The sequence below is a fragment of the Microbacterium sp. 1262 genome (assembly GCF_040544895.1).
Taxonomy (GTDB): Bacteria; Actinomycetota; Actinomycetes; order Actinomycetales; family Microbacteriaceae; genus Microbacterium; species Microbacterium plantarum.
On the sequence record NZ_JBEPKU010000001.1, the window covers coordinates 2,603,747 to 2,621,689 of the forward strand.

General features: G+C 64.7%; 24 protein-coding genes. 9 read left to right on the forward strand and 15 right to left on the reverse strand.

What is annotated here, in order from left to right; genetic code table 11:
• Positions 1-122: 122 nt before the first annotated feature.
• On the forward strand, positions 123-242 hold the full coding sequence (locus ABIC53_RS12385) for a glutaredoxin domain-containing protein (protein ID WP_282501782.1): 120 nt from the start codon (positions 123-125) through the stop codon (positions 240-242).
• Positions 243-341: 99 nt separating this feature from the next.
• Here ABIC53_RS12385 and ABIC53_RS12390 read toward each other — a convergent pair whose 3' ends face one another.
• The 7 genes from ABIC53_RS12390 to ABIC53_RS12420 form a co-directional block, all read right to left on the reverse strand.
• Entirely contained in the window at positions 342-632 is a 291-nt protein-coding gene (locus ABIC53_RS12390) for a hypothetical protein (protein WP_282501781.1), read from the reverse strand.
• A 52-nt stretch (positions 633-684) separates the two neighbouring features.
• Positions 685-1,530: a hypothetical protein gene (locus tag ABIC53_RS12395; RefSeq protein ID WP_282501780.1), complete on the reverse strand. Its 846-nt coding sequence runs from the start codon at positions 1,528-1,530 to the stop codon at positions 685-687.
• A 338-nt stretch (positions 1,531-1,868) separates the two neighbouring features.
• Complete coding sequence (locus ABIC53_RS12400; RefSeq protein WP_354451686.1) at positions 1,869-2,207, reverse strand: DUF3892 domain-containing protein; 339 nt, start codon at positions 2,205-2,207, stop codon at positions 1,869-1,871.
• 104 nt (positions 2,208-2,311) lie between these two features.
• Positions 2,312-2,980, reverse strand: coding sequence for an Abi family protein (locus ABIC53_RS12405; RefSeq protein ID WP_282501779.1), 669 nt, complete (start codon positions 2,978-2,980; stop codon positions 2,312-2,314).
• Between the two features lie 161 nt (positions 2,981-3,141).
• Complete coding sequence (locus ABIC53_RS12410) at positions 3,142-3,885, reverse strand: recombinase family protein (protein WP_323986951.1); 744 nt, start codon at positions 3,883-3,885, stop codon at positions 3,142-3,144.
• The gene (locus ABIC53_RS12415) at positions 3,849-4,517 is read right to left on the reverse strand and encodes a maleylpyruvate isomerase family mycothiol-dependent enzyme (RefSeq protein WP_282502684.1); all 669 of its coding nucleotides are present in this window, start codon (positions 4,515-4,517) and stop codon (positions 3,849-3,851) included. Before ABIC53_RS12415 ends, ABIC53_RS12410 begins: the two co-directional genes overlap by 37 nt.
• Positions 4,517-4,807, reverse strand: coding sequence for a DUF1905 domain-containing protein (locus ABIC53_RS12420; RefSeq protein ID WP_282502683.1), 291 nt, complete (start codon positions 4,805-4,807; stop codon positions 4,517-4,519). Before ABIC53_RS12420 ends, ABIC53_RS12415 begins: the two co-directional genes overlap by 1 nt.
• Positions 4,808-4,873: 66 nt before the next feature.
• Between ABIC53_RS12420 and ABIC53_RS12425 the strand changes: the two genes are divergently transcribed.
• On the forward strand, positions 4,874-5,869 hold the full coding sequence (locus ABIC53_RS12425; protein ID WP_323986950.1) for an RNA polymerase subunit sigma-70: 996 nt from the start codon (positions 4,874-4,876) through the stop codon (positions 5,867-5,869).
• Between the two features lie 252 nt (positions 5,870-6,121).
• Positions 6,122-6,697 carry an alpha/beta fold hydrolase gene (locus tag ABIC53_RS12430; protein WP_354452216.1) on the forward strand — a complete coding sequence of 192 codons (576 nt, stop codon included), beginning with the start codon at positions 6,122-6,124 and terminating at the stop codon, positions 6,695-6,697.
• Between the two features lie 183 nt (positions 6,698-6,880).
• On the opposite strand, the gene ABIC53_RS12435 is transcribed toward ABIC53_RS12430, so the two are convergent.
• Positions 6,881-7,231 (reverse strand): hypothetical protein, encoded by a 351-nt coding sequence (locus tag ABIC53_RS12435; protein WP_282501774.1) that lies wholly within the window; start codon positions 7,229-7,231, stop codon positions 6,881-6,883.
• A 166-nt stretch (positions 7,232-7,397) separates the two neighbouring features.
• On the opposite strand from ABIC53_RS12435, the gene ABIC53_RS12440 reads away from it, so the two are divergent.
• Positions 7,398-8,336, forward strand: a complete 939-nt coding sequence (locus ABIC53_RS12440) for an AbiTii domain-containing protein (protein ID WP_282501773.1) — start codon at positions 7,398-7,400, stop codon at positions 8,334-8,336.
• 104 nt (positions 8,337-8,440) lie between these two features.
• Here the strand turns inward: ABIC53_RS12440 and ABIC53_RS12445 are convergent, their stop codons facing one another.
• From ABIC53_RS12445 to trxB, 4 genes are read right to left on the reverse strand one after another with little or no spacing between them, the layout of a single operon-like run.
• The gene (locus tag ABIC53_RS12445) at positions 8,441-8,842 is read right to left on the reverse strand and encodes an arsenate reductase ArsC (protein ID WP_282501772.1); all 402 of its coding nucleotides are present in this window, start codon (positions 8,840-8,842) and stop codon (positions 8,441-8,443) included.
• A gap of 11 nt (positions 8,843-8,853) precedes the next feature.
• On the reverse strand, positions 8,854-9,846 hold the full coding sequence (locus ABIC53_RS12450; RefSeq protein WP_407667121.1) for a metalloregulator ArsR/SmtB family transcription factor: 993 nt from the start codon (positions 9,844-9,846) through the stop codon (positions 8,854-8,856).
• Positions 9,843-10,937, reverse strand: a complete 1,095-nt coding sequence (gene arsB, locus ABIC53_RS12455; RefSeq protein ID WP_282501770.1) for an ACR3 family arsenite efflux transporter — start codon at positions 10,935-10,937, stop codon at positions 9,843-9,845. Before arsB ends, ABIC53_RS12450 begins: the two co-directional genes overlap by 4 nt.
• The gene (trxB, locus tag ABIC53_RS12460) at positions 10,934-11,896 is read right to left on the reverse strand and encodes a thioredoxin-disulfide reductase (protein WP_282502613.1); all 963 of its coding nucleotides are present in this window, start codon (positions 11,894-11,896) and stop codon (positions 10,934-10,936) included. Before trxB ends, arsB begins: the two co-directional genes overlap by 4 nt.
• A 74-nt stretch (positions 11,897-11,970) precedes the next feature.
• Here trxB and ABIC53_RS12465 point away from each other — a divergent pair, with 74 nt between their 5' ends.
• Positions 11,971-12,360: an arsenate-mycothiol transferase ArsC gene (locus ABIC53_RS12465; RefSeq protein WP_282501769.1), complete on the forward strand. Its 390-nt coding sequence runs from the start codon at positions 11,971-11,973 to the stop codon at positions 12,358-12,360.
• A 45-nt stretch (positions 12,361-12,405) separates the two neighbouring features.
• Here the strand turns inward: ABIC53_RS12465 and ABIC53_RS12470 are convergent, their stop codons facing one another.
• Positions 12,406-13,719: an FAD-dependent oxidoreductase gene (locus ABIC53_RS12470; protein ID WP_354452218.1), complete on the reverse strand. Its 1,314-nt coding sequence runs from the start codon at positions 13,717-13,719 to the stop codon at positions 12,406-12,408.
• A 90-nt stretch (positions 13,720-13,809) separates the two neighbouring features.
• Between ABIC53_RS12470 and ABIC53_RS12475 the strand changes: the two genes are divergently transcribed.
• Both ABIC53_RS12475 and ABIC53_RS12480 read left to right on the forward strand, forming a co-directional pair.
• A complete protein-coding gene (locus tag ABIC53_RS12475; RefSeq protein WP_282501768.1) occupies positions 13,810-14,160 on the forward strand; it encodes an ArsR/SmtB family transcription factor in 351 nt (116 codons plus the stop codon).
• Complete coding sequence (locus ABIC53_RS12480) at positions 14,157-14,660, forward strand: GNAT family N-acetyltransferase (RefSeq protein ID WP_282501767.1); 504 nt, start codon at positions 14,157-14,159, stop codon at positions 14,658-14,660. The genes ABIC53_RS12475 and ABIC53_RS12480 overlap by 4 nt, the downstream gene beginning before the upstream one ends.
• Before the next feature lie 281 nt (positions 14,661-14,941).
• Here the strand turns inward: ABIC53_RS12480 and ABIC53_RS12485 are convergent, their stop codons facing one another.
• Positions 14,942-15,526, reverse strand: a complete 585-nt coding sequence (locus tag ABIC53_RS12485; protein WP_354451693.1) for a hypothetical protein — start codon at positions 15,524-15,526, stop codon at positions 14,942-14,944.
• Complete coding sequence (locus tag ABIC53_RS12490; RefSeq protein ID WP_354451695.1) at positions 15,523-16,863, reverse strand: hypothetical protein; 1,341 nt, start codon at positions 16,861-16,863, stop codon at positions 15,523-15,525. The genes ABIC53_RS12485 and ABIC53_RS12490 overlap by 4 nt, the downstream gene beginning before the upstream one ends.
• A gap of 289 nt (positions 16,864-17,152) precedes the next feature.
• Here ABIC53_RS12490 and ABIC53_RS12495 point away from each other — a divergent pair, with 289 nt between their 5' ends.
• Together ABIC53_RS12495 and ABIC53_RS12500 are read left to right on the forward strand one after the other, a co-directional pair.
• The gene (locus ABIC53_RS12495; protein WP_282501765.1) at positions 17,153-17,629 is read left to right on the forward strand and encodes a DUF2975 domain-containing protein; all 477 of its coding nucleotides are present in this window, start codon (positions 17,153-17,155) and stop codon (positions 17,627-17,629) included.
• Positions 17,629-17,847: a helix-turn-helix domain-containing protein gene (locus ABIC53_RS12500; RefSeq protein WP_023953394.1), complete on the forward strand. Its 219-nt coding sequence runs from the start codon at positions 17,629-17,631 to the stop codon at positions 17,845-17,847. The genes ABIC53_RS12495 and ABIC53_RS12500 overlap by 1 nt, the downstream gene beginning before the upstream one ends.
• Positions 17,848-17,943 lie beyond the last annotated feature (96 nt).

Below are 17,943 nucleotides of genomic sequence, written 5' to 3' on the forward strand. Positions count from 1 at the left end.
TCCTGCGGAATCCCGGCGGGGCCAGTCCTTGACCCGCTCCGAGCCGACGCGCGGGCGGCAAGTATCAGCTGATGGCGAAGCATCGGCTGAACGGCCGAGGACCGCAGAGAGGATCACGGGCGATGAGCATTCATGTCACGGTGTACGGGGCCGAGGGCTGCACGAAGTGCACGAACACCTGCACAGCGCTGCGCCTGGCCGGTATCGACTTCGATCTCGTCGACGTCCACGCCGACGCCTGATCGACGAGCTGCGCGTTGCCGGCGTCCACGAGCTTCGTTGGTCGTGACCGACAACGGCGACAGGTGGCGGCGCACCATGACCTTCGCCGGAGCGTTCAGTCAAAATCTGCTGCTGGGGCGGTCTTCGGCTTCACCGAGAGCACGGTTTAGCTGAGCTAGTTCATCTCGGACGCGCTGGACCTTCTCGGGAGTGAAGTACTGGATGCCTAAGGAGGAGACGGCTTGGGCAATCGCTGTGTCGAAGCGATACTCGTGCTCGATTGCTTCGCTCAGGTGATCGCCGGTTGGGAGGCGAAGAACGAGGTCCAAAAACCGTGAGGGGTCGTTGAGAACGTCGAGATAGGCGTTCAACAGACGCTTTCTCTCGATCTGTAGTTCGCGATGATTCATCTGGACACACTATCCGGGTGACTCGACCTGAAGTCGAGCCCCCCGGATACCCTCAGAACGTCGCGCCCGATGTGCCCGTGTGAACGACGGTGTAGGTGTGGCTGTTTCGCAGGAACCACAGTGGCTGACCGGGATCATGGTAGGTCGTGATCTTCCCACTCAGCTCGACGTGGTACTTCGTGCCGGGCGCCGAGCCGTGCTGGTAGTTTTCCTCGAAGATCAGCGGGCCTGTTCCCATCCCTCGAAACTGTGCGCTGTCACAGTTATTCCAATCGTGCAGAACCTGGTCAAAGAGGGGGAGCTCGTAGTAGGTCTTGCACTCCAGCGGATTGACCTCAATGAGTGAACCGGCGATTGCGCGGACTTCACCATCAAGAGTGACAGTGGGATACTCGTTGATATTGTACGAGAATTTAAGTTGAACGGCGCCTACGACCGGCCCACAGCCGGTTCCGTCGGGACGACAATATCCGTAGTCGAGCTTCTCGTCCAGGTACCAGATTTTCCCGATCACTCGCCCGTCTCGGATTGCGGGGGCACGTAGAGCATCAGCCTGCACTCCGCCACGGCTGACATCCGTAGACTCCGAGGCCGTCGCTTCGGCCAGAACTGCTCGAAGGTCCGCGGCGGACGCGCTGTCAAGGTTGGCTGACTTCTTCTCGACGAATGCTGTAGCTCCAGCGCTTTCGCCTTGCGCCACCAGCTGCCGAACGGCTGCCTCTACCGGATCCTCGTCAGCAGATGCGAGGTAAGGTGCACAATCTCCAGCTTGCTTCTCATCGATACTGCACGGCTGTGCTGCGGTGCCACTCGCCCATGCAGGAGTTACCGCGGCGGTAGCAAGGATCGTCAGAACCGCGGCAGAGAGTGCAGCACGGGTCAGAAGTCTCGTTTTCAACTGATTCCCCCATAATGTGATTCGGTCGAGCCGACCGTTTCACGATTTATGCCAGGAAGCAACGAAACGATCGAGGTTCCTCAGTTGGGAGATCGAAACATCCCCTCATTGGGCAGTTATCCCGATGATCGAGAACTGGGCTCTCGACAGCTCACCCGCCGCGGCGGCCGACGGTCGCAAGAGCAACCAAGCGGTACCGGATACCCCGATAATCAACGTTATGTCAGGTTCCTGACATATGTCCGGTTGCGTGCCCCTAGATGGGTGCGTGAACGCACGCGGCCGCTTGGGGCATCCGGCGATGGGGCTAGCGCTTAAGGCTTGTGGAAGCTCATGGTTCAGAAGGTCAGGAGGCTGACCAGGTTGTTAGTCCACTTGACGTCGGCATGAGTACGCAGGTACGGCTGCCCGTTTTGCGGCCTGACAACCCCGACTGCTACACGAGCGCTCCCAGCGCCGACGTAGGCCTTCCCTCCGTTGTCGATCCAGGCAACCAAGGTGGGCTTGTCGCTGTGCTTGACTTCGCCCGTCTGCTCGCTCTTCCATTTTGTATGAGACGATCTCGTCCTCCGTCTTCCGAGTCCCCCCGAAACGGACGTGTGTGATCTGGATGGACATGGCCCCTCGCTTCCTGTCGCAACACTGCGGCACTGAAACGGATCATGGCACGAAGGCACGACAGCCCACTCCGTTCAGTTCGCAAACGGCCGCATGAGAACGCGAACGTGGCGACAACGTGGCTACGCGCCGGTGAGCGATTCGCGCTCGTCGGCCGGAGAAGCTACACGGGCTTGACCGCCAACACCCCTGGTACAGCCGACTGCGCGTCGACCCAGCTGCTCAGGTCAGGATCGATGAAGCTTGTAACAAGCAGGATGTCGTCATATCGACCTTGAAGGTCCTGCGACCAGATGCGGTGGTGGTGCCCGATGCGATTGCGAAGGTCGCGAAGCCGACTGACAGGCTCTTGCACCGTGTCCTGCGCTCTGTCAGGAGCGTGTGGGAACCCGGTCGCGATGTCCGGCCAGAACCGCATCTGACTCTGGGAGACCATCTGGTGCCAGAACCCGAAGGAGATCTCCGAGATGACTTGGCTTGGCGTAACCGGCTTCTGGTTCTTTGTGACGCGCCTCTTCGCGGTGTCAACGTCGACGTACGGGTACCGATGCTTAGTGGGTGGGTTTCTGCGACCGAACTCACGATGGTCGTCCGAGATCCAATGGCTCGCGCGCCCGAGTTGCGCGTGCCGGTCTGACATGCGGGCATCGATGGTGTTGCGCAGTGCCACCTCGAGGTGTCCGAGCGAACCCCAGAACGCCGAAGCAGCCTCGACGTTCCACTGGTAGAGCTCCTCCGCCCTCGCAGTGTCTCCGCGCGCTTCGGAGAGATAGTGTTTCAGCCGGTCCGGGCCGAAGTGTTGCTCGTAGAACGCCCAACGCTGATTGACCATCGTCCCCCACTCACGTAACATGTAACGCAACACCCCGGAACCGTCCCTGTAGGCCTCGCAAAGGTCAGATCACACGGCCGGGGTTCTGCTTTTCTACCAGGCGGTCACGGGTGCCCGCGACCGCTAGCGCTGGGAAGTCTGCAGGCGGCACTCACGCTTGCTCAGTCGCGGGGAGATAGAGCGCGTCGAACGCTCGACGACCCTACCCCGAGGACCCGTCCGATACTCTCCCAGCTGTGATGCTCGGCGCGTAACTGTCGAGCCGCCGCGATTCGCTCTGGAGTCATCACGCTCGGGCGGCCGCCGACACGTCCCTGGCTGCGGGCGTACTCGAGACCTCGCTGAGTGTTGTCCCGGATCGTGTCCACGCGCAGCTGCGCGAACACGGCCACGATCCCGAACAGCGCACGACCCATAGGCGACGTCGTGTCGATCATCGGCTCGGTGAGACTCACGATGTTCACCTGGCGCGCGTCGAGATCCTGCAGCGTCTCAATCAGGATGCGCTCACTGCCGGCGAGACGATCGAGCCGGCGGACCTTGAGGGTGTCCCCCGGCCTCAGGTAGTCGAGACATGCCAGCCACTGCGGCCGATCGGTGACGCGGCTCGATTCGCCATGGTCGACGAAGACACGTTCGCAGCCGGCGGCGCGGAGCTCGGCGGACTGAGCATCCGGGTTCTGCTCCCGCTTCGAGACCCGGGCGTACCCGACTTCATGTGCCATGCCGAAAACGGTACCGCCAGGGTTCCGGCGCGAAACGGTTTCGGCAGGGGGTTTTGGCGGATCGATCCTCGGCGTGTCGCGCAGCTGCTCATCGACGCCGACGAGCCCACCAGAAACGATCAGTTTCGGCCGATTGTGGACCTCTACAAACGGCGAGCAGGTTCGCGTTGCGGCTTCCACTCCGCCCCGCCACGCTTGATCAGGACAGCCGCTCCGGGCCCGTGCAGTTCACCCGGGATGACCGGCCGGCCAGAAAGCGCGACAAGGAGCGACAGCGCCCGACCGCGCACCTCCGCACCTTGGCCGATCTCGGTCGCCGCGTCGTTGGCGACCAACCGGAGGCCTTGCGCTCGTGAGCGCGAGTACTCCGTGAAATCGTGACGCGCGAACCATTGCAAAGTGGCGGCCGCCGTTTGAACGGGTACACCGTCTCGGATACCGACAGGCCGACGGATCTCTTCGCCGTGGATCAGGACTTCACCCAATCCCGCCATGAGCGGACCGGCCGCGCGTCGCTTGTTGCGGATCGCTCGTTCATACCTGGCCAATGTCTCAGCCGGCGAAGCCCCCATCCTGGTGACTACTCCCCGTTCCTTATGGAGCTCAAAGTCAAAGCGCGCGGAGAACACGCTGCGCAGCCAGGCTGGGATGCTCTGTTCTGCTCCAGCCGTCAGATGTGCGATGGTCTGCTCGAGAGTCCAAGAGCCAACGAGCGCGGGAGATCGCCATTGCTCGGCGGTGAGGGATTGAGTCTGGTCATGTAGACGCTGCCGCTCGGCGTGGATCAGCGACCAGAGCGCGGAGGCCCTCATCACTTGACTCGACGCTCGATGTGGACGGTGACGGTGTCTCCCACGTCCTTGCCCAGCTTGCGGCGGAACGCAGCGTTCAGCGACACCATGTGGCCGCCCGTCCCGGTGACCATCATCCCGACGTCTTTCAGCGGCAGGTCGTCAACTGTAAGGTCTACCCGAACGGAGCGGCCCGTGCCGAAGAAATCGGCAGAGTCGGGCATCTCGACGCAGGCCCAGACCTCGCCCTTCACGTTTACGCCGATCGGGGCGGTGAAAGTGTGATCGAGCGTGATGGGGTCAAACGGCATGGGATCTCCTCGGTCGTCGGAACGCTGTCGATAGGTGAGACTGCGCGGCGCGGGCAGAATCGTCGCATGGCGCAGAACTTCTCGGACATACCCGTCGTAGAGCGCGAGAGCGCCAACGAGAACTCTCGTGAACGATTCGAGCGGGCGGTAGCACCACTGCGGCAGGGCCTGCACGCTCACTGCTATCGCATGCTTGGGTCGGTGCACGACGCCGATGATGCTCTGCAAGACGCTCTCTTGCGTGCCTGGGCGGCGTTCGACCGGTTTGAGGGACGCAGCTCGGTCCGAACGTGGCTCTACACGGTGGCCACTCGGACATGCCTGGATACCGCCAAAGCACGGGGACGACGAGCGCTCCCGATCGACCTTGGCCCTGCCGCCACCGAACCCGCCACCGACTCGACACCGGACACCGAAATCGAGTGGCTGACGCCGTACCCCGATCCGGCAGACTTGGCGCAGCGCACCGAACACTTAGAACTCGCCTTCGTCGCGACGTTGCAACTCCTGAGCGGCAACGAGCGGGCCGCGCTTCTCCTCGTGGACGTCCTCGGCTTTTCGGCCTTCGACGCGGCCTCAGCAATGGGGACCAACACGACCTCGATACATTCGGCTCTCGCTCGCGGGAGGCGAACTCTGGGGGAACGCAGCGCCTCCCCGGCGAATCCGACACAGCCTCGTCCGTCGCAATCGACGCTTTCCCTGGCTCATCGGTTCGCAGAGGCACTCGCCAACTCCGACCTACGGACGTTCGTCGACCTTCTGGCTCCCGACGTGACCTGGCAGATGCCACCACTCACGGAGTGGTACGCCGGCGCGGATTCTGTCGCAGCCTTCGCACATGCCGTCCCGATGACGCTGTGCCCAAGCTGGCGCACCCGCGTGATAACCGCCAACGGGCAGGCCGTGGTCGCCTTCTACATCGGAGCGCACCATGCCGCGCCGCACGAGGCATGGTCCTTGACGCTGGTCGATACCCAGTATGAGGCGATCACAGGCATCACCTCGTTCATCGACCCCGATCTCTTCGCACGGTTCGACCTGCCGGCTTCACTGAGTTGAAGGCGACCGAAACCCCGTACCGAAACCGTTTCTCCCAAAACCAGGTTTCGACACGGTCCTAGGTTTCGGCAGGCTCCCGCAGCGCCATCCGCCGAGGTGCCGTAAACGATCGTTTACGGCAGGCAGGCGGCCGAAAGTCACAAATACGCTCGGAGGCTCTGACAGGGTGAGAGCATCATGTTTCTCTCCTCATCTGGCCCTGACACCGCGTCGCCTGTGCTTCTTCTCCACGGCGGTGGGGTTGCCGGCTGGATGTGGGACTCCTTGCGGGAGCGGCTTGCACCGAGCTACGCGGTCCTTGTTCCCGACCTACCGGGGCACGGACGGTCAGCCGCTGAACCTTACGTATCTCACGCGAACACCATTACCGCGATCGCAGAGCTGCTCGCGACTACTGTCCCCGGTCGCCCCACGACCGTCATCGGGTTCTCCCTCGGGGCTCAGCTCGCCATACAACTGGCCTCAGGGCACCCTGAACTCGTCAGTCAGGCGGTCATCGTCAGTGCTCAAGCAAAGCCCATGCCGTTCACCGACCTCACGCTTGCCGCGCTCGGCGTCAGCGCACCGCTTGCTCGCAAGCGATGGTTCGCTAAGTTGCAAGCTCGGGAACTCTTCATACCCCCCTCATCTGATGGAGGAATACATCAGCACCAGCGCGGGAATCACGAAAGAGACACTCGTCGGCGCTGTCGGCGCCAACATGAGGTTTACGCTGCCCGACGCATGGTCGGCGTTCCGCGGGCAAACTCTCGTCATGGTGGGCGGGCGAGAACGACGCCTGATGCGCGACTCAGCCGACTCCATCCACGAAGCCCTTCCCAGCGGTGAACTTCTGGTCGTCGACGAATGCGGACACGGCGTCCCGTTACAACGCCCGGATTGGTTCAACGATCGCGTCGTCGATTGGCTCCCCGCGGACTGATCCTCGACCAGTGGTTCCGCCTGAAACGGTAGTTGGCAGTGTGGCGTGCTGTCCGTAGACGTGCAGAACACGGCCGCATGGCCGGCGCGTTAGGAGATCGGTCGGAGGATGTTGTGATCGACGGGGAACGGCGTCGAGTAGTACAGCTCGGTAGCCGAGGTGTTCCCCCAGTCGTCTTTCTGCAGTCGTATACCTCGCGGCGAGAGTTCCGCGATGCGCACCTTCAGCCATGACCCGTCGATCAACCGGAGCTCATGAGGGTCGGCCAAGTACGTCAGCCCCAACGCGTCGAGCGTCTCCTCTGCGGTCAACCAGTCCACCGCCTCAGTGCGATTACGACCAAGCAGATCGATGGCAACGAAATCTTCACCGGTCGGTTTCATCCATCCCAGGAGTTCGCCGTCATCGGAACGTCGATGCTCGATCCAGTCCGCGTCCATCCGAACAGCCTAAGAGACGGAAAACCCCTGCCGGAACCGAGTTGCGGCCCACGTTATCGGTGATCGGTGAGGACCGCACGGCGCTCACGCGCCGGAAACGATCGGTTTCGCACCGCTCGCAAGCCGGTGGGTCCGCGATGTCATAGGTTCCACCTACGATTCCGACATGACCGACTCGCTGCTGCGATCACTTCGGGACCGCGCCCTCGACGAGACCGAGCCTCTTGCCGGGCTGCTACGGAAGTGTCTGCTGCTCGGCGCCGAGACCGGATCGAGCGCGCTACGCGATTGGGCTCGTCTGGAGCTCAACGGCTACACGGACGAATCGACGATTCCCGATTATCGCAAGCTGCCGGGCGTCCCCATCACGGTCGACTCGATCAGCGGGAACACGTGGACAAAGGGACAGATCGTCACACGCTGGCAGCTGCCCAAAGCGGCCCAGGGCTACGTGCCCGAGTTGCTGTATCTGACCCAGCCGATCGAAGAGCTTGAACGTCAAGCACAGGAGAAGTCGCTGCGCTTCAAGCCGCCTGGGCTGGCGGCTGCGCAGAGCGTGTGGGACCGGGAACTGGGACCGTTTCAGTCCATTGTGAACATGTCCTACATCCTCTCGGGGACGTCTATCTCGGGTCTCCTCGGGCAAATCCGTACGAAGCTGATCGACGTGATCGCTGATCTGACCGTGACCACACCGCTGACGGAGCTGCCTCGACGCGAAGATGTCGACGCCGCCATGCAGCAACGCATCGGTCATCTCGGCGACGTCTACACGACCACGGTCGTGCATCCGTCCGGCCCGACTGCCATCGGTGCCGGAGCAACGGCTTCTACGGGTCTGCGCGTCAGCGATGTCCTCCCACTTCTCGACGCCGTGAGAGCGGCCGCCCAAGCCACCGATGCCGACACGACAGAGGTTGAAGCGGCTGTCACCGAGCTCAATGAGGTGGTCTCGAAGCCTGATCCCGAAACGGGCGAGGTCGTCAAGCGCGCAGGCAAACTCCGCGAGGTCGCGGACAAACTCGGCATCGCCGCTGTCTCGAGTGCGACGAGCGCGGCCGTATCAGCGCTCACCGATCTCGCGATGAAGGGCGCGTTTGGTTGACCGACCGCGGTGAGGTCCGCTTCTGCGTGCCGGAACCGCGGCTTAGATCAGCGGTGATCGCCGGGTGAGCGCTCCGGCCCTTCTCTAAACGTAGCTGAGACGTCTCAGACGAGCTCGCTGACGAGCTGCTGGATCCGTTCACGGATGTCGTCGCGGATGGGGCGCACCGCGTCGATACCCTGCCCGGCGGGGTCGTCCAGCTTCCAGTCCTCGTAACGCTTGCCGGGGAAGAAGGGGCACGCGTCTCCGCAGCCCATGGTGATGACGACGTCGGAGGCCTGCACGGCCTCGGTCGTGAGCACCTTGGGCTGCTCAGCGGTGATGTCGATGCCGAACTCGGCCATCGCCTGAACAGCGGTGGGGTTGATCTGGTCGGCGGGCATCGACCCCGCGGAGCGGACCTCGATGCGGTCGCCGGCGATGTCGCGCAGGAATCCCGCGGCCATTTGGGAGCGGCCGGCGTTGTGGACGCAGACGAAGAGGACGGAGGGCTTGGTGTCGGTCATGGTGGCTCCGGTCAGCGGGCGGGGGTGAGTGTGGCAAGGAGGGCGTCGACGCGGCGGGCGATGTCGTCGCGGATCGCGGCGACGCCTTCTGCGGAGGCGAGGGCGGGGTCACCGACGGTCCAGTCCTCGTAGCGGACGCCGGGGATGATGGGGCAGACGTCACCGCAACCCATGGTGATGACGACGTCAGCTGCGCGCACTGCGTCATCGGTCAGCGGTTTCGGGAACCGCGGTTCGTCGTCGCCGAGGGTCAGCTCGTCGATGAGGGGCTGCACATGGGGGTGGATCTCAGCGGCCGGGGTCGATCCGGCCGAGCGCGCCACAACGGCGCCGCCCGAGCGCTGATTCACCAGCGCCGCGGCGAGCTGCGATCTACCTGCGTTCGCGACACAGACGAACAGCACCTGCGGCTGTCCCTGCGTGCGGTCACGGGTGATGTCGGTGAGCCGTTGGTGCGCGAACCGGTCGGTGAGCGACAACAGGTGGTTCTTCACCCGAGCGCTTTTGGCCAAGGCCGTGTACGACTCGCGGACGATCGTCGCCACCAGGCTGCCGTCGAGCTGCGGGTAGTCCTGACCGAGCGCTTCGGCCAGGTGGGCGAGAGCGTCGTCGACGTTCTCGAGCCCCGCGTGCTCAGCGCGGACGGGGGCCACGGCGGCGGGCGCGAACGAGTCCAGCAGCGTCGTCACCGCCGGGCGAAGGGGCGGGGCGATCCGATACCAGACCCACGTGCCACGCCGCTCGGAGGTGAGCACGCCGGTGTCGCGGAGCACCTTGAGGTGGTGCGACACGGTGGGCTGGGACACCTCGGCCAGTTCCGCGAGGTCGCACACGCACGATTCACCGCGCGCGTCGGTGGCAATCGCGGACAGCATCCGCAACCGCAGCGGATCGGATAGTGCTTTCAGCGTGGTGGCGATCGCGGTGGCCGCGTCGTCCCCGATCGCGTGCGTGGGGGACGGCGCGCAGGTGTCTTCTGCGGTAGTGGCGGGAGCGCTCATCATCGAGTCCTTTCCAGGGCAGGTTCGGGAATCGCGTAGGGGTCGGTGTGGAACCATGCCCGCGCGGCCCACAGTGAGACGTAGACCAGGCCGACGAGCACGGGGACCTCGATCAGTGGCCCCACGACACCGGCGAGGGCGTGCCCGGACGTGGCGCCGAACGTGCCGATCGCGACGGCGATGGCGAGTTCGAAATTGTTGCCGGCCGCGGTGAACGCGAGCGTCGACGAGCGGGCGTAGCCCAGGCCGAGGGTCTTACCGGTGATGAGGCCGGCGAACCACATGATGGCGAAGTACACCAGCAGCGGGACCGCGATCCGCACGACATCGAGCGGCCGTGAGGTGACCTGTTCCCCCTGGAGGGCGAACAGCAGCACGATCGTGAACAGCAGCCCGTACAGCGCCCACGGTCCGATCTTGGGCAGGAACGAGCCCTCATACCAGGCGCGGCCCTTGCGGCGTTCCCCGATAAGACGGGACGCGAACCCGGCGACCAGTGGCACGCCCAGGAAGATCAGCACGTTGAGCGCGATCTGCCACACGGACACGTCCAGGCCTTGGCTGTCGAGGCCGAGCCAGCCGGGGAGGACGGTGAGGTAGAACCAGCCGAGGATCGAGAACGCGATGACCTGGAACACCGAGTTGATCGCAACAAGCACGGCCGCAGCTTCCCGGTCACCGCAAGCGAGGTCGTTCCAGATCACGACCATGGCGATGCAGCGTGCGAGGCCGACGATGATCAGTCCCGTCCGGTACTCGGGCAGGTCCGGCAGGAACACCCACGCCAGGGCGAACATCAATGCAGGGCCCGCGATCCAGTTCAGCGCCAGCGACGAAACGAGGAGCTTCTTGTCGCCGGTCACGGCGGCGACCTTGTCGTATCGGACCTTCGCGAGCACCGGGTACATCATGACCAGCAACCCGAGCGCGATCGGAATCGAGATCCCACCGACCTCAAGGTGTGACAGCAGTTCGGACAGCCCCGGGATGAACCGGCCCAGGAGGATGCCGCCACCCATCGCCAAGCCGATCCACAGCGGTAGCCACCGGTCGAGGGTCGAGAGGCGGCGAGTAGCGGGTGCTGCGTTGCTCACGCGAAAGCCTCCGCCAGGGCGGGAACATCGAGCGTGGCGAGGTAGTGCTGCGCGTCCTGTGCTGCCGCGCATCCGGTCCCGGCAGCGGTGATCGCCTGCCGGTAGGTGTGGTCGACGAGGTCGCCGGCGGCGAAGACCCCGGTGAGCGAGGTGCGCGTGGAGGGGTGGTCCACCAGCACGTAACCATCGGCATCGGTGGTGACCTGGCCGGTGACGAGTTCGGAGCGAGGGTCGTGACCGATAGCAACGAACACGCCCGTCACGGGGAGGTCACGCTCAGCACCGGTAACGGTGTCCCGCAGGCGAACTCCGTGCACCTTCTCTTCCCCCTGCAACGCAGTGATCTCGCTGTTCCACGCGACGTCGATCTTCGGGTGCTCCAGCACCCGCTGCGCCATGATCTTCGACGCTCGGAACGAGCTGCGGCGGTGCACGACGGTCACTTTCCGAGCGAACCGGGTCAAGAACAGTGCCTCCTCCATGGCCGAATCACCGCCACCGACCACGACGATGTCCAGGCCCCGGAAGAAAAACCCATCGCACGTCGCACACCACGACACGCCATGACCCGACAGGCGCTCCTCGTCGGGAAGCCCGAGCTTCCGGTACGCCGACCCCATGGTGAGGATCACCGCGCGGGCGTGGAACGTCTCCCCGGCGCCGGTCTCGATGACTTTCGTGTCGGATTCGAGATCGACGCGGATCGCGTCGTCGAGGAGGATGCGGGCGCCGAAGCGTTCGGCCTGCCGGCGCATCGTGTCCATCAGCTCCGGTCCCTGGATGCCATCGACGAACCCGGGGAAGTTCTCCACCTCCGTAGTCGTCATAAGCGCACCGCCCGCAGTGACAGAACCGGCGATGACAACGGGGGCGAGCCCGGCCCGCGCCGCGTACACCGCCGCCGTGTAGCCCGAGGGGCCCGACCCGACGATGACCAGCTCAACCTCTTGAATCGACATATATCTATATTGACAGGTGCCTATGCAAGACGCAATCCTGATCATCGACACCGCAACGTACCGAGGAGAGCCGCATGAAACCGACCGTCCTGTTCATCTGTCAGCACAACGCCGGCCGCTCTCAGCTCGGCGCCGCTCTCCTCGAGCACCTTGCAGGGGGCCGCTTCACCGCAGCGTCCGCCGGTCTCGCCCCGGCCGAGACGGTGAACCCTGCCATCGCCGCGACCGTTGCCGAGCTGGGAATGGACATTACGGGGCGCGTGCCCCGCGCGGTGACGCCTGCTGACTTGGAGGCTGCCGATGTCGTGGTTCTCATGAAGCCCGGGTTGGCGCTGCCCAGCGCTCCGCGCGGGGAGGTTCTGGAATGGTCCTTCCCCAACCCTGAGTCCTGGGATGCCGACGCGGTCCGTCCGTTGCGCGAAGCGGTGTCCAACAAGATCCAGGCGACTCTCCTTACCCGCTGAGCTGACAGTGAGGGGGCAGGCCGCCGGCCTGCCCCCTCTGCGTTCTCATACCGATGCCGGCGCCCGTCCGATCTGCAATACCGGAGGCGCGCAGCACGCCCCGCCTAGCGACGCCCCGGATGCATCGAACAGCCCTGCGCCGCCGCAAACACCAGTGTCCGGGAGGACGAGCTCGACGCGGCGGGCGGCTTCGCGGTCGCCCGCGATTTCAGCTGCAACGCTGCGGACTTGCTCGTACCCGGTGAGCGCGAGGAATGTCGGCGCACGGCCGTAGGACTTCGCCCCGACGAGGTAGAAGTCAGGTTCGGGCTGGGCGAGGTCGCCGGCGCCGGTCGCGGCGACGGACCCGCAGGAGTGCACGTTCGGATCCACCTCCGCGGCGATCCGAACCGGCGCCTGCAACGTCGGGTCCAGCTCCAACCGCAGCTCGGAGAGGAACGACAGGTCGGGGCGGAAGCCAGTGAGCACCACCACCCGGTCGGCCGTGAGAGTGCGACCGTCCTCCGCGACTAGGACGGGGCGCTCACCGTCACGGGTCACGCGTTCGACCCGGAACCCGGTGACGAGGGATACCAGGCCGGCATCGACGTGCTCTTTCGCCTTGATCCCCAGCGCGCCGCGTGCGGGCAGCTCGTCAGCGTCGCCCCCGCCAAAGGTGTTCCCAGCGGTGGCTCGGCGTAGCGCCCAGGTCACCGTCGTCGAGGGGTCCCGGCGAGCCATGCGGGCAAGGGCCAGCACGGCCGTCACGGCCGAGTGTCCCGAACCGATGACAACGGTGTGCTTGCCGGCGAAACCAGCACGGTCACGAAAGTCGGGGATGCGGTACGAGAGCAGGTCCGCGGACGCCGCCTCACCGATAGCGGGGAGCCCGTCAGCTCCCGCCGGGTTGGGGGTCGACCAGGTGCCGGATGCGTCAATCACAGCTCGGGCTTGCAGCCGATACTCCTCCCCCTGAGCAGGCGAGACGTGAACGGTAAACGGCTGATCCCCGCGGCCAGCATCAACAAGTCGGTCCCGGCCGAGCCGCGAAACTCCCATCACCCGGGCACCAAAGCGAACGCGATCACCCAGGGCGGCAGCCAGGGGCGCGAGGTACCTCTCAATCCACTGCGCCCCAGTGGGGTACCCCGTCGTCGGAGCCTGCCACCCCGAGCCGTCCAGGAGACGAGCGCCCGCCGCGTCGATCAGCTCAGGCCACTCGGAGAACAGCCGCACGTGCCCCCATTCCGCAACCGCAGCCGCAGGAGAACTGCCAGCCTCAAGCACCACAACGGGCACACTTCGCTCAAGCAAATGCGCGGCCGCGGCAAGACCCTGAGGACCCGCGCCGATCACAGCCACCGGCAAGACGTCTTCCACAGCAACCTCACTCATCCATTGACGAACATCGATGGGTAGAGCATCATCGATACATCGACGACTGTCAATACGACGTGAGAGGATCGCAGTATGACTGCACAGCTCCCGCTCCTTCCTCCCGCGGAAAGCGAATCGTGCTGCGCTCCTGTGACCGGGGCGGTGATTTCGCTTGAAGACGCTGAGCGCACCGCTCGAACATTCAAAGCACTCGGCGACCCCACCCGCGTACGCCTGCTGTCCTTGATCGCCGCATCCGCGGACGGGGAGGCGTGCGTCTGCGATCTAACCGAGCCCGTAGGCCTATCGCAGCCGACCGTGTCACACCACATGAAGCAGCTCGTCGACGCCGGTCTCGTTACCCGCGAGCAGCGCGGCCGATGGGCCTACTACCGCGTCATCACCGACGCTCTCGACGCCGCATCCCGCGCCCTCCGCGCATGAGCGACATCGCCGTACGGGCCCTGACCGAGAGGGACTGGCTCGAGGTCGAAACGATCTACCGTGAAGGCATCGCCGCCGGAAACGCGACGTTCGAAAGCGAGCCTCCATCCTGGGCCGACTTCGACCAAGGAAAGCTCCAGGTTGGCCGACTCGTCGCCACCGATCCCGCCGGCTCAGTCCTCGGATGGGTTGCCGCATCCCGCGTCTCTGCACGCGAGGTCTACCGCGGAGTCGTAGAACACTCCGTCTATGTTGCCGATCGCGCCCACGGGCGCGGCGTCGGCACGGCACTTCTCACCTCCTTCCTGCGCGCAGCTGACGCCGCTGACATCTGGACGGTGCAAGCAAGCATCTTCCCCGAAAACACCGCCAGCCTGGCCCTTCACGAGCGTGCCGGCTTCCGCCGCATCGGCCACCGCGAACGCATCGCGTACATGACCTACGGCCCCTGGGCTGGCAACTGGCGCGACACGATACTCATCGAGCGCCGCCGCCCCTAAGGCACGTCAAAACCCCCTGCCGAAACCGTTTGTCCCGTAACCGGGTTTCGATACGGCCCTGAGTTTCGGCAGGCTTCCGCGGCGCACGACTCGACCGTCCCAGAAACGATCGTTATCGGTCGGCACGCGTCTCGCCCAGTTCATGCGACCGAGTGAAATGGAACACCCCTGCCGCGACGAGGGAGATGCTGGCGAACCGCCCCAACAGTGGAGGGTGGAGCAGCGCCCCCACTCACGGAGCACGGCCGGGACCGCCACGATCAGGAGCAAGATCGGCCCTTCTAGGGTGTTCCCGTGGGGAGAACCAGTGATTCCCCGCTCGGTAGTATCACCGGCCCGTCTCCAACCACCGCCCCGTCCAGTTCGAGACCGCCGTGAACGGTGATCGCGGCTCCCGGTAACTCGATCACTCCATCACCGGAGATCTCTACGTCGCGAAGAATCACGTCCGATAGTCGACTGATCCGCGCAATGCTCAGGTTGACCCGGCCGCCGCTTATCTGAGCGTGGCTCACGTCGACAGTGCCATGGTTCTCCACCCTTGTATGGGAAAAGCTGATCAGGCCCGCTTTCTGAATCTTCACGAGAGTGAGCTTTGCGGAGCCTTTGTAGCCGATCCGCGCCTGATCGAGTCGGATAACGCCCGCGACATCAGCCCGAGCCAGAAGGACTTGCCCGTCGTACTGCACGGCCAGCTTCCGGAACGACAGCGCCCCACCATGCCGGATCACCGAGCCCGAGAATGTTAGAACGCCCTGATCCTGCACCGTCGCGTCGTCAAAGAAGACGCGACCTCCATCGAGCACGTGCAGGCGGACGAATCGCAACAGGCCTCCGCGACCGATGTGCGCGCTCGCGAAGCTCACGCTGCCGTGGGGGAGGATGACGGCCCCGCTGAGGTCGACAGTGAAGTCGATGTGGGCGCCAGCGAGGTTGATCGTCCGGTTGTGCCAGCCGGACTCGGAACCGTCGTACAGGTGGTTGCGAATAACCGTGTAGCCGGCTTGCTTGACTGCGACTTCCTGGGGGTGGTGCGCTGCGCCCTCCGGCGTTCCTCAGGAGTGGGCGAGTCGTCTGGATCGAGTTCATCATCCGGCGAGAGGAGCATGTCGTCGGAGCGAGGGGCACGAAGGTAGCCCGCGAGAACCTCGATACAGACCTGTACCTCGTCGGGCTTCTCGAATGCGTGCCAGTCATCCGCGAGGGAGCCGAGCGCGAACGGTGCCGCTTGCCGGTTCACGGGCGATCGGTCACTGAGCAGCTGAACGGTCGTCACGAAGCGCTCTCGCAGGGTTCGCTCTGTCTCAACGCGCCGCTGTGCATCTACTTCCTCCCGGCGCGATTGCTCCCGCGCCCGGTCGTCGTTCAACCGATCAAGGTCGCGCTGGGCCGCCTCGCGTTCCTGGTGGTGGCGAGAGAGGCTGATCCCGACACCAATAACGGCAGCAACCCCGCCGATCGAAAGTAGGACGAGGTTCCCTGCTGAGCCCAGCAGTTTGCTTCGCTCCAGGTCGTCGAGGTCCGGCAGCCAGTTGTTCAGCAGCTGTCGTGGAAAGTTGATGACAGCGTAGAGAGCGACGACCAGGTAGACGACTACGCCAATCGCTACGAGCCGACCGTAGTTTCTGCTCAACCAGCTCGGCTTCTTCGGCGTGGGGGTGCTCTCATACCGATTGCGGCTGAGCGCTCGAGGCTCACGCCGCATCTTCACCCCTCGGGGCCACGCCTGCCCCTGCGGTACAAGACCGGGGACATCTGCGCTGTAGTCCTGAGCGCGCCCTTCGCTGACCGCGACGGCGACGAGTGCCTTGCCGGCTTGGTCAAGGGCGGGCGTGAGGAGCGGAGCGATGCCCCGTCTGAGCGCTCGACCGCGCTGCGATCCAGGTTGGGCGGTGGTGTGGCCTGCGACGTGCCAGGCGTCGCGTTTGGCCGTGATCGCAAGCGTGGCGTCCCGCTCGGGGGTCATGTAGTACCTGGTGTGGCGGCGAAGTGCGATCATCGCCGGGTACATGAGAGCGAGCGCTGGCGCCCCAATGATGCAGGCCACAAACATCAAGGCTGAGAAGCGGCGTGCACGCTTCGTGCTTTTACGGCGCTCGGCGCCGTGGGTGAAGCCGCGGAGCGTCCAGCCGAGGATGCGCAGACCGTCACGGATTGGGCGTGCGTCGGGGTAGCCATTGATGGCGGGGGGTCTGCGCGTCATGGTGCGATTCTGCCGCCGCCACCTGACACATGCTTCCCCAGCTGCTCGCCGGTGAGCCATTCGGAGAGCCGGTTGATCTCGCGTGCGGCTTGATCGGGGTCGGCGTGGACCCCTCACACGGTTCGCAGCCCGCCGGGAACGATCGTTTATGGCCGGCCATCGCCAGGCACTTGGTTTGCGCTGTGAGGCCTGCTGACCCGGCCGGCATCCCGGCCGCTACGCGTCCAGGGGGTAGGCGCCTATCGAAAAACGATCTATCGTTTCTCGATACTTAGGGAAGGAGCGCGATATGAGCCGGACCCTGATCGCCACCGCCAAGATCGTCTTCGCCGTACTTGCCCTCATCGGGCTCGCGCTCCAGCTCTTCATCATCCCCGCGAACGTCGCCGGCCTCGCCAGCGCATACGCGGAGGTCGCCAGTATCGCGCCCGCCATCATCGGGTGGGGAGCCTTCGTCATCGCCTGCGGTCAGGCAGCGGTCATCGTCACGTGGCGCTTGCTCGATCTTGTGCGCGACAACAGCATCTTCACGACCGACGCCTTCACGTGGGTGCGCGCGCTGACGTGGTGCCCCGCCGCGATCGGGCTCAGCACCCTCGCGATGTTCGTGGTGCTCAACGCCGCGCATGTCACGCCGCCGGCGCTCATGCTCGGCATGCTCGCCGCGATCGGAGTCAGTGCCGCGGCGACGTTGATCCTGGCCGTGCTGTTCACGCTGCTTCGGCAGTCCGCCTCCATGCAATACGACCTTGCGGAAGTCATCTGATGCCGATCGTCGTCGACATCGACCGGCTCATGGACGAACGCGGCATGACCGTCGCTGAATTGTCCGCGGCGATAGGAATCACGCCAGCGAACCTTGCCGTGCTCAAGAACGGTCGCGCGAAGGCCGTCCGCTTCTCCACGCTCTCTGCCCTCTGTGAGGCGCTCTGCTGCCAGCCCGGCGACATACTCCGATACGACAACGCCCCAGCCGTCACGTAGGCTCGGGCACCCGCCGGTGTCTTGCATCCGGTCGCCGGACGTGCGGATGGCGAGATCCGCCGACGCTCGACGGGATCTGACCGACAGTTCGATGTC